Origin of the sequence: Mycobacterium sp. 852013-50091_SCH5140682, from assembly GCF_001665685.1 — a bacterium.
Lineage (GTDB): Bacteria > Actinomycetota > Actinomycetes > Mycobacteriales > Mycobacteriaceae > Mycobacterium.
This window is the reverse complement of sequence record NZ_LZTB01000010.1, coordinates 135649-149733: the sequence shown is the minus strand read 5'-3', so window position 1 is coordinate 149733 and position 14085 is coordinate 135649. Positions and strand designations below refer to the sequence as shown.

The window sequence follows — 14085 nt, the reverse complement described above, 5'->3', positions numbered from 1 at the left end:
CGCTACCGCGCCGCCTGGGCCCGGGCCCGGCCACGCAACCGGGACTGCGCGAAACCGATCACGTCGTAGTAGTGCGTGGGAGCGATGCGGGCCAGTGCGTCGAACACGTAAGCGTCCGGCCCCACCAGGATTCGCGCCTTGCCTGCCTCGACGCCTCGGTGGATGATCTCGGCGGCCTTGTCCGGCTGCGTCATGGTGATCGCGGCGAACTCGTCGGCCATCTGAGACTGGTTGCGGCCCCGGCCTTCCGGGTCCTTGCGGAAGCGGGCGTTCCGCACGATGTTGGTGTTGATGCCACCCGGATGCACATTGACCGCCGACACGCCGGTGCCCCGCAGCTCCTGACGCAACGCGTCGGTGAACCCGCGGACCGCGAATTTGGCCGAGCAGTATGCACTTTGACTCGGCATCCCGACCAGCCCGAACACGCTGGAGGTATTGACGATCACGCCTTCGTCCTGCTTGACGAGAATCGGCAGGAAAGCCCGTGTCCCGTTGACCACGCCGTGGAAGTTGATGTCCCACAACCACTGATCGTCCTCGGGCACGGCGTCGAGCACATTCGACGCGACCGCGACGCCTGCGTTGTTGAACACCGCCCCCAAGGGTTGCGGCGCCCAGTCGGCCACCTCGTCGGCGAACGAACGCTGATCGGCTGCGTCGCGCACGTCGAGCACCCGGGTGAGCACCGGGCCGGGCAGGCTCGCTTCGGTCTCCTTGAGGCCCACCTCGTCGACGTCGGCGATGGCGACCGGGCAGGAATGCGCCGAAAGACGTTGGGCCAAGGCTCGTCCGATGCCGGAGGCCGCTCCGGTGATGACGACCGTGCGGCCGCTGATGGTTCGACGCTTGCTCACAGGTGCTCCTTGGTGTGTTTGGTGATGAGGTCCGCCAACTGGTTCCAGGCCCCACGCGGCAGATCGTGGCCCATGCCGACGATGGTCTCCAGCCGGGCTCCCGGGATCGCCCGCGCGGTGGCCGCGCCACCGGTGGGGTTGACCATGCGGTCGCGGTCACCGTGGATCACCAATGTCGGAACGTCGATCTGAGCCAGTTCGGCGGTGCGGTCCCCGGAGGCGAAGATGCCCGCGAGTTGACGCGGCGTACCCGCGGCCGAACGGTCGCGATCCCAGTCGGCGCCGGCCTTCTCGCGCACCCAGTCCTCATCGAACGGGAATCCGTGCGAGCCGATGTGCCGAAAAATCTTGACCGCGGCGTCAACCGCCTCGGCACGGGTCCGGGCAGGCCGTCGGGTGGCCATCCGGAACCAGGTCGACGGCGCAGGCCTGCCGATGCGGGGTGCGCCGGTGTTCGACATGATCGAGGTCAGGGTCCTCACCCGACCCGGATAGTGCGCGGTGACGGTCTGGGCGATCATGCCGCCCATCGACACGCCGACCAGATGCACGTCCGAGAAGTCCAGGGCATCCAGCAAGCCCACGGTGTCCCGCGCCATGTCGCCGAGGTGGTACTGCCGGGGATCGTTGCCGCCCCTGACGATGGACAAGGGGCCCGGCGGCCGGAACGACATGTGGGTGGACCGCCCGACGTCGCGGTTGTCGAAGCGCGTCACGTGGTAGCCCCGCGCGACCAGCTCGTCCACCAAACCGTCTGGCCAGGAGTGCAACTGCTGCCCCAGCCCGGCGATCAGCACGATGGGCGGGTCGGCCCGGTCACCGAACTGCTCGTAGCACAAGGAGATTCCGCGACCGACGTCGACGATCTGCTGCTCGGTCATGCCGACACCTGCTCAGCCGCGACGGGCGCACGCACCACCGGCGTTCGCGGATACACCACGGCCCGTCCGCCGCCACCGGGTGCGATGGCCACGCCCCGGGAATGGCGCCGCTCCCCGGCGGAATAGGTGGTGCCGAACTCGAATTCGCGCAGCAGCGTGGCCAGTGTCACGTTCATCTCCATGTTGGCGAAGGCGGCGCCGATGCACCGCCGGATCCCACCGCCGTACGGAATCCAGGTGTAGGTGTCCGGCGTGGCGCCCAGGAACCGGTCGGGATCGAACAGTGCCGGATCGGCGAAGTTGCGCTCAGATTCGTGCGATGCCGCAATGCCGACAATGATGGTCGTTCCTTCAGGAATCACCCAGTCTCCCAACTTGATCCGGGCCTGCGTCACACGCACGGTGGCCTCGATGACAGGGCGGGTGCGCTGCACCTCCCAGATGGTGGCCTGCCGCAGCTCCGAACCGCCGGCGTCGACTTCCGCGGTCAGCCGCGACAACAACCGCGGGTGACGACGCAGCCGCTCGATGGTCCAGGCCAGCGTGGTGGCCGTGGTCTCGTGGCCCGCCGTCAGCAGGGTCAGCAGTTCGTCGGCGATATGACTGTCGGTGATCGCCGAACCGTCCTCATAGCGGGCGTGCAGCATGAGCGCCAATACGTCATTGCGGTCGGCGAAATCCGGGTCGGAGCGGGCCTCGGCGATGAGGTCGGCGATGATCTCGTTGTAGCGGCGTCGGGATCGTTCCACCCGCCCCCACGGACTCCACGGCCCGAGGTCGCGGCGTAACCGCGCGGGCATCACCACCATGCGCGAGGCCAGCGGGACCATCGGCGGAAGCAATTCACGCAGTTGGTCCAGCGCTGCACCGCGGGCGCCGAACACAGCACGCAGGATCGCGTTGAGCGTGATCCGCATCATCGGCTCCAGCGTCTCGAACTCGATGCCGATGGGCCAGCCGGCGATCTCGCGGCGTACCTCTTCCTCGACGATGGCCTCGTATCCGCCCATCCGCTTGCCGTGGAAGGCAGGCACCAGCAGCTTGCGGCGTTGCAGATGCGCCGGGCCGTCCAGGCTGAACGTCGAGCCGGGGCCCAGCACCGTCCCGAGGTTCGATGCCCGGTGCACCAGATCGCCGCTCGTGGTGAACAGGTCCTTGACCAGAGCCCGGTCGCTGATCACCACGGTCCTGCCGAAAATCGGCAAGTCGATGGTGTAGGCACCGTCGTATCGGCGGCCCAGGACGGTGATCACCCGGTGCCGCAGCGCCAGGAACGCCATACCGAGCGCCATCTTGGGGATCCGCGGACCCGGCGGCAACCGCACCGGATCCGAGGTCGCTTCCGCCATGCCGAACCTCCTTGGTACTGCGAAGTACCGACTACGGTACGCGTCGGTACCGGGTCAGGCAAGATGCGGGCGACACCTTCCACCCGCGAGCAGGCGGAGAGTCGCACGTTTTGCAGGTCAAACGTGCGATTCCGCGTCTGCTCGGCGGGGGACTGCTCGGCAGGGAACTAGCGGGCGGGCAACTTCAGGGCCAGCTCATGGGCGGCCGCGGTCAACGCGGGCACCATGGCGACCAGGTCGTCGTGCGAGAGCCGAAATGACGGGCCGGCCACCGAGATCGAAGCGATGGCAACGCCGTCGGCGCCGAGAACCGGGACACCCACCGCCCCGATGCCCTGCTCATGCTCTTCGTCGGCGACGGCGTAACCGCCGGCATGCACGCGGGCGATCTCCGCGGCGAAGGCGTCCCGATCGGTGATGGTGTTGGGCCCGAGCTTGGGCAGCTCCAACGTCGCCACCAACTCCGCGGACTGCGCACGCGGCGCATAGGCCACCAGCACCTTGCCCATGGCCGTGCAATGCAGTGGGCCGCGCGTGCCCGGCTCACCGATCACGTTGATCTGCCGTGGCCCGTGGATGTGGTGCAGGTACAACTGGTTCGTGCCGTCGAGCACCGACATCAGCGTCGACTCCTTGGTCTCGGCGGCGAGGCGCCGCAGGACAGGAAGCGCCACCCCGTCATAGCCGCGTGCCGCTGAAACACGTTGCGCCAGAGCGAAGATCGTCAACCCAACACGGTATCGCCTGGACTGCTCGTCGCATTCCACATAGCCTTCGCGGGCCAGCGTGGCGACCAGGCGGTGCACCGTGGAGAGCGGAAAGCCCGTCTCGCGGGCCAGTTCGGTCAACGTCCGACCCTCGAGCGGACCGTCCCCGATCGCCCGCATGACGCACAGCGCCTTGCCCACCATGTCGGTGCGGCTGACGGGTTGATCGTTGGCGGCGCTGGTCACGTCGCCACTGTAACACCAATGCTTCCGTATTACGGAAGCGCCATCCATATTTCGGAAGACATACTTGACGTGGGTCACAGCCGTCTGTCAGTGTGTTCTATGTTATGGAAGCTACTTCCATATAGCGGAAGACATCATGGAAAGGAGCCCGCGGTGGCCGAAACCTCCAGCACGCCCGCCTCCAGCGGAGCAGTCATCGGCACCCAGCGCTGGTCGCGGCTGCTGCCGATCGTGTTCATCACCTACTCCCTGGCCTACCTCGACCGATCGAACTTCTCCGTCGGCATCGCCGGCGGCATGAAGGAAGACCTGGCGATCTCCAGCGGCATCTCGGCACTCATCGGCGCCGCGTTCTTCCTGGGCTACTTCCTGTTCCAGATTCCCGGTGCGATCTACGCCGAGCGCCGCAGCGTCAAGAACCTGATCTTCTGGTCACTGATCCTGTGGGGCGTGCTCGCCACCGTGCAGGGCCTGCTGCACAGCGCGGCCCTGCTTATCATCGTGCGGTTCATGATCGGTGTCGTCGAGGCCGCGGTCCTGCCCGCGATGGTGATCTTCCTGTCGCACTGGTTCACCAAAGCCGAACGCGGGCGCGCCAATACCTATCTGATCCTCGGCAATCCGGTGACCGTCCTGTGGCTCACCGCGGTGTCGGGCTACCTGATCGAGGCGACGTCATGGCGCGGCATGTTCATCGTCGAAGGGCTCCCCGCGATCCTGTGGGCCTTTGTGTTCCGCAAGCTGGTCCAAGACCGCCCCGAACAGGCCACCTGGCTCGACGACACCGAGAAGCGCACCCTGCTCGACACCCTCGACGCCGAACAGCGCGGCTTCCAGAAGTCGACGGGCAGCTATCTGCAGGCTCTGCGCTCACGCAACGTGGTGCTGCTGAGCATTCAGTACTTCCTGTGGAGCCTCGGCATCTACGGCTTCGTGTTCTGGCTGCCCTCGATCGTCAAGAACGGCACCGGGCAGGGCATCGGTTCGACGGGTCTGATCGCCGCGGTCCCCTATGCGTTCGCGGTAATCGCCATGCTGCTCAACGGCCGGATCTCCGACAAGACCGGACGCCGCGCCCGCTGCGTGTGGCCGTGGCTGCTGGTGGGCGGGCTCGCGTTCTACGGCTCCTACGTCGCCGGTGACCACTTCTGGGTGGCCTTCGCGCTCCTGGCGGTCGCGGGTGCCTGCATGTACGCCCCGTACGGTCCCTACTTCGCGCACATCCCCGAACTTCTCCCCCGCGAGCAGGCCGCGCCGTCCATCGCATTGGTCAACTCGCTGGGCGCGGTCGGCGGATTCGCGGGCAGCTACCTGGTCGGCTGGCTCAACGGGCTCACCAACTCCACCGACGCCTCGTTCCTGTTGATGGCGGCCTGCCTGCTGGTGGCGGCGGGCATCATGTTCCTGGTCAAGGCCCCGAAGCCCACCGCCGCCGCCAATCAGCGGATTGCCGCATGACCGCCCGCAGGATCGCCCGCATCGCCCACCCCGGCGGTATCCACCACGCCACGGTCGAATCCGACGGGTACGCGCTCATCGCTGACCCGTTCGCAAAACGCTTGCACCACAACGGAACCGTGGTGCCGGCCCGTGACGCTCGGCTGCTGGCACCGGTCACACCGCGCACCGTGGTCGGCATGGCACACAACACCGGGCCGGCCGATCGGCAGCTGCCGCCGCAGGCGTTCCTCAAGCCGGTCACCACGGTCACGGGGCCCGGAGCGCCCATCCCGCTGCCCTCCGGGATCGGCCGGGTCGACGCCGAAGCCGAGCTGGCGGTCGTGATCGGCCGCACCGCAACGCATCTGACCTTGTTCAACGCCGCCGAGCACATCCTCGGCGTCACCGTCGCCAACGACGTCACCGCTCGCGATCTGCAGCAGAGCGACCCACTGTGGTTCGCCGCCAAGGGTTTTGACGGCTGGACACCCCTCGGGCCGTGGATCGCCGTCGGCGTCGACCCAGCCGATCTGACGATCAGCCTCCAGGTGGACGGCATCGACCTGATGGCCGCGAGTACCGCCGACTTGGCCCGCTCGGTGCTCGAATGCCTGGTCTACGCCACCAGCGTGCTGACGCTGCACCCCGGCGACGTGGTACTGACGGGAGCACCCGGCGGCACCGGTGCCATCACGGCCGGTTCGACGGTCACCGCCGCCATCGCGGGCGTGGGCGAACTGCGCAACCCGGTCTGCGCGGCCGATTTTCAGCGGGAGGTGGCCTGATGAGGCTGCACGCGCTTGACGCGGTCACGTTCGGCGAGATGATGGGCATGTTCATGGCCACTTCGCCCGGCCCGTTGCATGCGGTGCGCGGCTACGAGCTGGCGCTGGCCGGCGCGGAAGCCAACGTCGCGACCGGGCTGGCCCGGCTCGGGCACCGGGTCGGCTGGGTCGGGCGCGTCGGGGCCGACCCGATCGGCCAGTTCGCCGTCGAGCAGCTCACAGCCGAAGGCGTCGACGTGTCACTGGTCGGCACCGACGACACCGCACCCACGGGGTTTCAACTGAAAAGCATGGCGCAGGGCGGCGATCCGGAAGTGGTGTACTTCCGGAAGAACTCGGCTGGCAGCCGGCTTGCCCCGACCGAGGCTGCCGACACCTATCTGGCAGGTGCCCGGCACCTGCACCTCACGGGTATTCCACTGGCGCTTTCCGAAACCACCCGGGCGTTCGCGTTCCACGCCGTCGACGTGGCCCGCAGCGCGGGGGCGACCATCTCGTTCGATCCCAATCTCCGTCCCGCACTGTGGAATTCGAAGAACGAGATGACGACAGTCATCAACGACCTGGCCCGCCGCTGCGACTGGGTGATGCCGGGGCTCACCGAAGGGGCACTGCTCACCGGGGCCGCAACCGCGGCCGGGGTTGCCGAACATTATCTGCGGCAAGGTGTTTCCCGCGTCGTCATCAAGGACGGCAGCCGCGGATCGGCCATCCACACCTGCGACGGCGTGTGGCGTCGCCCCGTGTTTCCGGTCACCGTGGTCGACACGGTCGGCGCCGGTGACGGTTTCGCGGCCGGGTTGATCAGTGCGCACCTCGACGGCGTGGGCCCCGAAGCGGCGCTCGCGCGGGCCAGCGCTGTCGGCGCGTTGGCCACCACTTCTCCCGGCGACAAGGACGGGTTGCCGACCCGTGCCGCCCTTGAGGCGTTTCTCGCCGCCGCCCGTCCGCACTGCGCCACCCTACGAAAAGGAACCGCATCCGCATGGAACTTCAGATAGCCCTGGACCGCATGCCCGCCGCGACGGCGCTCGGCATCGCCGCCGCGGTGGCACCGCACGTCGACTGGATCGAAGTCGGCACCTCGATGATCAAGCGCGAGGGCGCGGCGTTTCTGACCGCGGTGGCCGCCGCAGCTGGTGACACCCCGGTGCTGGCAGATCTCAAGACCGCTGACGACGCGCGATGGGAACTGACGATGGCCTACGACGCGGGTGCCCGGTCGGCGACCGTGCTGGGACTGGCGCCGGCCACCACCATCGACACCGCTGTGCAGGTCGCCCACGAACGCGGCCGCGAACTCGTCGTCGATCTGATGGGCCTCGACGCCGCCGCGCGTGCCGCGTTGGCCGATCGGTTGCCGTCCGACATCGTGCTGGCGGCGCACGTCAGCAAGGACGCGCAAGGCGGCGACGCCAGCCCGCTGCAGCAATTGGGGCCGTGGGCCGAAGGCCGCAGGATCGCCGTGGCAGGCGGTCTCGGCGTCGCCGACATACCTGCGTTGGCGGGCAGCGACATCCGCGTGATCGTGGGTTCGGCGGTGACCTCCAGCCCCGACCCGCTGGCCGCGGTGCAGGCGTTGCGCGCGGCGGCCGCGGCGGAGGTGCTGCAATGACGAGTGCGGAACTGGTATCCACGATCCTCGGTGAAATACGCGGTGTACTGGACACTTTCGACTACCCCCCGCTCGACGCCGTCGCCGACGAGCTCAACGCGGCAAGCCATGTCGTGGTGGCAGGCGAGGGCCGCTCGGGCTTCATGGCCAAGGCTTTCGCGATGCGGCTCATGCATCTCGGCGTGCCGGTTCACGTCGTCGGCGAGACCACCACGCCCGCGCTGGGCGGCGCTGATCTACTCGTCGCAGTGTCCGGATCGGGGACCACCGCGAGCACGGTTCGCGCGGCCGAGCAGGCCAACAAAGTCGGCGGCCGGGTGATCGCGGTGACCACCGATCCCGGCTCGCCGTTGGCGGCCGCCGCCGCGACGGTCGTACACATCCCCGCCGCCACCAAATACCGGAAACCCGGTGAGGCGGCCACTATCCAGCCACTGTCGAGCCTGTTCGACCAGGTCTGCCACATCGTGTTCGATGCGGTGTGCCTGCGGCTGGCGATGTTGCGCGAGGTGGACAACGCAGCAGCCCGGGCTGCCCACGCCAACACCGAGTAGCTCGGGGCGCCTTCAACCGCGAGCAGACGGCGTCAGCAGAGCGATGGAGGCGTTGACGGCCTCCTCGGCGATATCGCTCATCGATCCACCGTTCTCGACGGTGTTCGCGGTCAGCTCGCGCAGGCCACCGAGCAGCATGATGGCCCGCGGCCGCGAAACCTCGACACCCGCGCTGTGAAACTCCTCTGTGTCGGTCATCGTTTGCACCATGACCACGAAGTTCTCCAGGACGTCGCGCTGCAGCTCCCGTGCCGTCGCGCCCAGCGCCGGTACGTCGCGGATCCAGCTCAGCATCAGCTCCGGCCGCGACTCACCTGAGGCGATCCACGCTTCGACAGCCTGGCGAACCTGATCTCGCCATGGCGCGTGCGGGTCCGCCGCGGCGGCGATCATCTGCACCTGCTCGGCGTTGGCGGCGGTCAGCAGCGCCACAAAGCACTCCTCGCGGCTGGCGAAGTGCTCGTAGAAGGTCCGCCGCGAGGTACGCGCCCGGCGCACGATGTCGGCGACCGTCGTCTTCTGGTACCCGTCGGTGCTTATCGACTCGTCGAGCGCATCCAGCAGGCGCGCACGGAAGTCGGTCTTGTCAGCGTCACTCATCCCGGGCAGCCATGGTACTGATCGGGGCACCGCTCAGCGGCGCACTGTCGGGCTGTGCCCCACGCCGGAACGCGGCACTACCGGATCGGTGCCGGGCGGGTTGTTCTGCAGGAATCCCAGGCACGTCCCCAGATGCCCGGCCACACAGGGCACGCCGTTGACCGTGGGCACCGGGCCGCCCGAACGCACCTCGGTGCTGTCGGTGTCTGACGGATCGGCGACGGCACTCGGAGCGACGGCGAGCGCGACGGCCCAGCAACCCAGCACCACCCGGAGCAACCCGCCGCGGTCGGCCATCTCGTCACGCTTTCATCGGCACGTATCCGCAGCGTATCGCCTCGTGTCAGCCGATGGCCGTCATCGGGCTCAGCACATCCCTGACGAACTGAGCGATGTTCACAGACGGGTTGCCGTCAGGGAAGCTCACCGTGGCCAGCACGTTTGCGCCGGCGTCGGCGAAATTCTGGTCGGCACGGCCCTGATGCGTGGACGACGTCACCAGGATGATGCCCGACGTGCCTGCCGCCTTGGCCAGCGGAACCGAGAACTGCGCGTTCTGCACCGTACTGCCCGCCTTGTCCTCGACGATGATCCGATTGTCCGGAAAGCCAAGGGTGAGAAGAAGATTACGCATCTGAGATGCCTCGGTCCGACCGTTCTGCGGGTTACCACCGGTGACGATGACAGGCGACTGCGGAAAGGCCTGTGCGATCGCCAGACCGGTGAGAACCCGGTGGTAGAGGATGGTGCGCATCGAGCCGTCGGGCTTGAGGCCGTAACCGAGGATGACGATGGCCGGCTTCGAGAAGTCCTTCCCGGCGGGCGGCGGTGCCGCCGATCCGATGCTCGGGACGAACCCTCCGCAAGCGACGGCGACCACGAAAACTGCCGTTGCGACACCGATTTTCAGGCGACGTGTCATCTGATTCCCCCAAACAGCTGCGACCCCTGTGCTTGTCGTTACCGGTGAGCCCGATGTTACCGATCTGACAGATGAGGTGGAGCTGACCGCTTAGGGTGAGCGTCGTGAGCTGGCTGCACTTCGTGCCGTTCCTGGTGGCACTGGCCATCGGGCTGCTGCTCGGCTTCGAGCGGGAACGCAGCCACACCCGCAACCTGCCTGCCGGCTCGCGCTCATTCGCTCTGCTGGCGCTGGCCGGAGCAGTCGCGGCCGCGATCGACCCGTGGGCTGTCGCGGCCGGTGCGATCGGTGTCGCCGCGTTGATGACGGCCGCCTATGTGCGCACCAGCACCGACGATCCGGGAACCACCACGGAGATCGCCGGTGTTGTCGCTTATCTGCTCGGCGCCCTCGCGTATAGCCGCCCGGCCGAGGCCGTGGCGCTCGCCGTCGTCGTCGCCGGTCTGCTGGTGTCCAAGGCCCGCATCCACCGCTTCGTCCGCGAGATCGTCAGCGAGATCGAACTCGAGGATGCGATCAAGTTCTTCGTCGTCGCGTTCGTGATCCTGCCGCTCCTGCCCGACCGGCCGCTCGGTCCCTACGGCGTGCTCAACCCGGCGAAGGTGTGGCTGCTCGTCGTCCTGCTCACCGGCATCGGATGGGTGGGCTACATCGGAGTGCGCGCGCTCGGTCCGCAACGCGGTCTGCTGGTCACCGGCATGGCCGGTGGTTTCGTGTCGGCAAGCGCCACGACCGCGTCGATGGGCAGGCTCAGCCGGACCCAAGCCGGCCTGCGTGCTCCGCTGGCCAGCGCGCTGGTGGCGAGCCTGGCCACGTTCGTGCAGCTGCTCATGGTGATCGGCGTGGTCGACATCGATGTCCTGCGGCGCCTGTGGCCCCCAGTCGTCGCCGGGGCACTGGTGCTGGTGGCCATCGCCGCCTTTGTCTACCGGGGCTCGGGCGGAGCCAACCGCGACGCCGACGAACCGAATCAACCCACGAGCCGCCCGTTCGCGTTGCGGCCGGCGCTCGTGCTGGCCGCGGTGCTGACCTTGGCACTGCTCGTCAGCCGGTGGGCGGCCGACGTGCTGGGCCCCAACGGGCTGGTGCTCACCGCGTTCGCCGCGGGCCTGGCCGACGCACACGCCGGTGCGGTAGCCGCCGCCAGCCTGGCCGCCTCCGGCGCGGTCACGGTCGACGCCGCGCTGATCGCGATCGGCGCAGCCCTCGGCTCCAATCTGCTCGTCAAGGCGATACTGGCCTTCACCGCGGGTGGGCGCCGCTTCGGCCTGGCGTTTTTGGCCGGAATGGCCGCTCCCACAATCGTATTCGGCGTAGCACTGACCCTGGCCGTGGCCCTGGCCTGAACGGTCCGGCTGGCCAGACGAATTCCCGTCGATATTGAACGCCAAACCCTCTCGCGCCGTGTCACTTAGGTAAGGGCGTGCGAAAGAGCACGTCCCCGACACAGGCAGGTGATAACGATGCGCACGCTGTTGGCAGCAGGTTGCATGGCGGGCATCGCCCTGATCGGCACCGCGGCGCCGGCATACGCGGACAACACGACTCACAACAACAGTTGTCAGAGCATCGAGGCCAACGGCGGTGGCACACCTGGCAACTCGGCCACGTCTCCAGGTTCGGTGTTCAACGAGGGCGGCATCAACAGTCCGCTCGGCGGGAAGGGCGGCCAGGCCTACAACAGCGCCCGGCAGGGCGCGGGTGCGCCGTCGCAGTACGACACGGCATGCGCCAAGACGTCCGCGAACGGCACGGCCACGCCGATGCAGACCAACATGTCGCCGACGCAGATCAAGAACAATTCGATCACCACCCGTAATGCCACCGGGGTGATGTCCCACACAGGCAAAGGCTGACCTGGGTTGCTGGTGACCGCTGCGAGCGCATTGGTGTGATGCTGCGCTGATCGCGATGGCAGTTGCCGGCCGTTGACACACGGCGCTTTTCAAGGAAACTGACAGGGTACCGACAGCGAGCAATTCGCTTTCTGTTCAGCATATTTCGAAGGACCGGATCGCTCGAAGGGGTCGCAACAACACCGAGGCACCCCACCCGCTGGAGGTGTCCCCGCGGCCGTGCTACGTTGCCGTGGGGGCCGATTGCAACTGTTTGCCAGGGGTGGGTTATGAGTGTTGCGGTACGACTGATCGCCGTCTTGTTGATTCCATTGGCCGTACTCATGAGTGGGTGCGGAGCCAAACACAACGCCGCGACGGGCGGTACAGGCAGTGATTCCCAGTCGATCCCGGCGGACCCGTCCGGCGATGCCGGCGACGCGGCCGGCATCACCGAGTCCTGCCCGGCACAACCGACCACGTCGTTCGCCAAGACGAAATTCGTCATGCACAGCGGCCTGGCTTTCGGCGTCTTCCATCGGTGGCTGTGGAAGCCTTATCAGGCAGGCACATTCAAGTCAGGCGCGAACGGCCGGATTACCGCATTCATCAAAGGCGGCCTGGCGGCCCTCTTCATCAAGCGGGAAATCCGCCTGGCCAGCAACGATGTTCAGGCCGACCCCAAGTTGTGCAGCGCGCTCATCAAGCCGCTGGCCAAAGTCGGAGACACCGTCAAAGCCGCGTTCGACAAGCTCAAGGGCGGCGATGCCAGCGGCGTCACCGACCTGAACTCCACCATCGGTTCGATCGAATCGACCTCACAGACCGACGGCGTGCCGATCCAGGAAGACGAGAACGCCGATATCACTAAGCGTCCGGCGTAGCCGCCACGGCGATGACAGTCTTGCCCGGACGCCGATAGGCCGGATCGAACGCCTTCGGCGCGTCGGACAGCGGAAGGACCGTGCCGACGTTCGGGGACAGCCGGCCGTCGCGCACCAGGCGCTCCAGTGCAGCCAACTGCGTACGGTCTGGTTCGACGACGAAGAACACCGCCCGCGCCTTGTCGGGGTACACCCGCGGTGGTTCGGCGATGGTGACGAGCGTGCCCCCGGCACGCACCAATTCGGCTGAGCGATCGAGTATCTCGCCACCGATGACGTCGAACACGACGTCGACCTCGCCGACGTCCTTGAGGTGGTCGGCCGCCAGGTCCACGAAGGTATCGGCGCCGATCTCCAGCACGGCATCGCGTTGTCCGGCTCGCCCGGTGCCGATCACCTGCACCCCGGCATCGTGCGCGAGTTGCACCGCGAGGGAGCCGACGGCACCCGCAGCGCCGTGGATCAGCACCGTCTGGCCGGCTTCGACTCGGGCATGCTCGAACAGCCCCTGCCATGCCGTCAAACCGGAGATCGGCAGTGCTGCCGCGACGGTGTGGTCGATTCCGGCGGACAGCGGGGCAAGGTTGCGCGCTTCTACCGCAACGTATTCGGCGAGTGTGCCGTTACGGGCCCAGTCGGTGATGCCGAAGACACGTTGCCCGATGGTCAAACCGGTTGTACCGTAACCCAACTCGACGACAACACCGGATACCTCATGTCCGGGGACGGTCGGCGTGCGGTCCCGTCCGGCCCGGTCGGTCCAAGTGCCGGGCCAGTCGAGCTCCCCCGGCGTGAACGAGGCCGCATGCACGCGGACGACGACGTCGTTCTCGGCGGCATGCGGATAGGGCATGTCGGCCAGGGAAAGACCCGACGTCCCGGCGGAGCGGTCTTGCGTGACGATCGCTTGCATCATTCCTCCAGTCAGTTGGCGTGTTGACGGGCGCTGGGGTGCCGCAGGTGGTCTCGGGCCGCAATCTCCGACGGCGTGAGCATCGTGATCATGTCGACGCCGGGAGCGCACAGGCAGACCGCGAGGAACCGGCACCATCGGTCCGGCTCGAGGTTGACCATCTGATAGTGCACGACCTCACCGCCCGGCTCCCAGAACGCCTCGCCCGCGACGATTTCCCGGGGTTCCTCGCCTTCGAGCTCGAACAACATGCGGCCCTCCAGCAGGTAGCCGAACACCGGCCCGGAATGGCGGTGCGGCTCCACGCCGAGATCGGCGGGCGGCAGTTCGACCAGTTGTGTCATCGCGTGGGCACCCTCGGGGATCCGGGGCGGTGTGACCATCAGCAGGTCGGTGATCTTGGTGTTTCCGGCAGCCAGCACGGTCGGTCCTTTCTTTCGATGCTTACATCACATCGCCCCCGTGTCATCAAGTCCAACGAATGCTTTTGATACTTC

At 67.4% G+C, this 14085-nt stretch carries 17 protein-coding genes; 8 read left to right on the top strand and 9 right to left on the bottom strand.

Features of this window, described 5'->3' with window-relative positions; all coding sequences use genetic code 11:
• Positions 1-2: 2 nt before the first annotated feature.
• The 4 genes from A5784_RS03245 to A5784_RS03230 all read right to left on the bottom strand — a co-directional run bounded on the left by A5784_RS03245 (position 3) and on the right by A5784_RS03230 (position 4040).
• Complete coding sequence (locus A5784_RS03245) at positions 3-857, bottom strand: SDR family NAD(P)-dependent oxidoreductase (RefSeq protein WP_064942248.1); 855 nt, start codon at positions 855-857, stop codon at positions 3-5.
• The gene (locus A5784_RS03240; RefSeq protein ID WP_064942246.1) at positions 854-1738 is read right to left on the bottom strand and encodes an alpha/beta fold hydrolase; all 885 of its coding nucleotides are present in this window, start codon (positions 1736-1738) and stop codon (positions 854-856) included. The genes A5784_RS03245 and A5784_RS03240 overlap by 4 nt, the downstream gene beginning before the upstream one ends.
• A complete protein-coding gene (locus tag A5784_RS03235) occupies positions 1735-3087 on the bottom strand; it encodes a cytochrome P450 (RefSeq protein WP_064942244.1) in 1353 nt (450 codons plus the stop codon). The genes A5784_RS03240 and A5784_RS03235 overlap by 4 nt, the downstream gene beginning before the upstream one ends.
• A 167-nt stretch (positions 3088-3254) precedes the next feature.
• Positions 3255-4040 (bottom strand): IclR family transcriptional regulator, encoded by a 786-nt coding sequence (locus A5784_RS03230; protein ID WP_232005922.1) that lies wholly within the window; start codon positions 4038-4040, stop codon positions 3255-3257.
• A gap of 153 nt (positions 4041-4193) precedes the next feature.
• Here A5784_RS03230 and A5784_RS03225 point away from each other — a divergent pair, with 153 nt between their 5' ends.
• Genes A5784_RS03225 through hxlB form a run of 5 tightly spaced genes read left to right on the top strand, consistent with a single transcriptional unit; the run spans position 4194 to position 8434 of the window.
• Positions 4194-5498 (top strand): MFS transporter, encoded by a 1305-nt coding sequence (locus A5784_RS03225; protein ID WP_064942242.1) that lies wholly within the window; start codon positions 4194-4196, stop codon positions 5496-5498.
• Positions 5495-6265: a fumarylacetoacetate hydrolase family protein gene (locus A5784_RS03220; protein ID WP_064942240.1), complete on the top strand. Its 771-nt coding sequence runs from the start codon at positions 5495-5497 to the stop codon at positions 6263-6265. Before A5784_RS03225 ends, A5784_RS03220 begins: the two co-directional genes overlap by 4 nt.
• Positions 6265-7266 (top strand): sugar kinase, encoded by a 1002-nt coding sequence (locus A5784_RS03215; RefSeq protein ID WP_082944636.1) that lies wholly within the window; start codon positions 6265-6267, stop codon positions 7264-7266. The genes A5784_RS03220 and A5784_RS03215 overlap by 1 nt, the downstream gene beginning before the upstream one ends.
• The gene (locus tag A5784_RS03210; protein ID WP_064942238.1) at positions 7251-7880 is read left to right on the top strand and encodes an orotidine 5'-phosphate decarboxylase / HUMPS family protein; all 630 of its coding nucleotides are present in this window, start codon (positions 7251-7253) and stop codon (positions 7878-7880) included. Before A5784_RS03215 ends, A5784_RS03210 begins: the two co-directional genes overlap by 16 nt.
• Positions 7877-8434 carry a 6-phospho-3-hexuloisomerase gene (hxlB, locus tag A5784_RS03205; RefSeq protein ID WP_064942236.1) on the top strand — a complete coding sequence of 186 codons (558 nt, stop codon included), beginning with the start codon at positions 7877-7879 and terminating at the stop codon, positions 8432-8434. The genes A5784_RS03210 and hxlB overlap by 4 nt, the downstream gene beginning before the upstream one ends.
• A gap of 12 nt (positions 8435-8446) precedes the next feature.
• On the opposite strand, the gene A5784_RS03200 is transcribed toward hxlB, so the two are convergent.
• The 3 genes from A5784_RS03200 to A5784_RS03190 are packed head-to-tail and all read right to left on the bottom strand — an operon-like array spanning position 8447 to position 9956.
• Positions 8447-9034: a TetR/AcrR family transcriptional regulator gene (locus A5784_RS03200; protein ID WP_064942235.1), complete on the bottom strand. Its 588-nt coding sequence runs from the start codon at positions 9032-9034 to the stop codon at positions 8447-8449.
• 33 nt (positions 9035-9067) lie between these two features.
• Entirely contained in the window at positions 9068-9331 is a 264-nt protein-coding gene (locus A5784_RS03195; protein WP_232005921.1) for a hypothetical protein, read from the bottom strand.
• A gap of 46 nt (positions 9332-9377) precedes the next feature.
• Complete coding sequence (locus A5784_RS03190; protein ID WP_064942233.1) at positions 9378-9956, bottom strand: YdcF family protein; 579 nt, start codon at positions 9954-9956, stop codon at positions 9378-9380.
• 104 nt (positions 9957-10060) lie between these two features.
• Here A5784_RS03190 and A5784_RS03185 point away from each other — a divergent pair, with 104 nt between their 5' ends.
• The 3 genes from A5784_RS03185 to A5784_RS03175 all read left to right on the top strand — a co-directional run bounded on the left by A5784_RS03185 (position 10061) and on the right by A5784_RS03175 (position 12675).
• Positions 10061-11302: an MgtC/SapB family protein gene (locus tag A5784_RS03185; RefSeq protein WP_064942386.1), complete on the top strand. Its 1242-nt coding sequence runs from the start codon at positions 10061-10063 to the stop codon at positions 11300-11302.
• 117 nt (positions 11303-11419) lie between these two features.
• On the top strand, positions 11420-11812 hold the full coding sequence (locus A5784_RS03180; protein ID WP_064942231.1) for a hypothetical protein: 393 nt from the start codon (positions 11420-11422) through the stop codon (positions 11810-11812).
• Positions 11813-12039: 227 nt separating this feature from the next.
• The gene (locus tag A5784_RS03175; RefSeq protein WP_156750347.1) at positions 12040-12675 is read left to right on the top strand and encodes a hypothetical protein; all 636 of its coding nucleotides are present in this window, start codon (positions 12040-12042) and stop codon (positions 12673-12675) included.
• Here A5784_RS03175 and A5784_RS03170 read toward each other — a convergent pair.
• A complete protein-coding gene (locus A5784_RS03170) occupies positions 12659-13588 on the bottom strand; it encodes an NADP-dependent oxidoreductase (protein WP_064942384.1) in 930 nt (309 codons plus the stop codon). The genes A5784_RS03175 and A5784_RS03170 overlap by 17 nt on opposite strands.
• 11 nt (positions 13589-13599) lie before the next feature.
• Positions 13600-14010: a cupin domain-containing protein gene (locus A5784_RS03165; RefSeq protein ID WP_064942227.1), complete on the bottom strand. Its 411-nt coding sequence runs from the start codon at positions 14008-14010 to the stop codon at positions 13600-13602.
• Between the last annotated feature and the right edge of the window lie 75 nt (positions 14011-14085).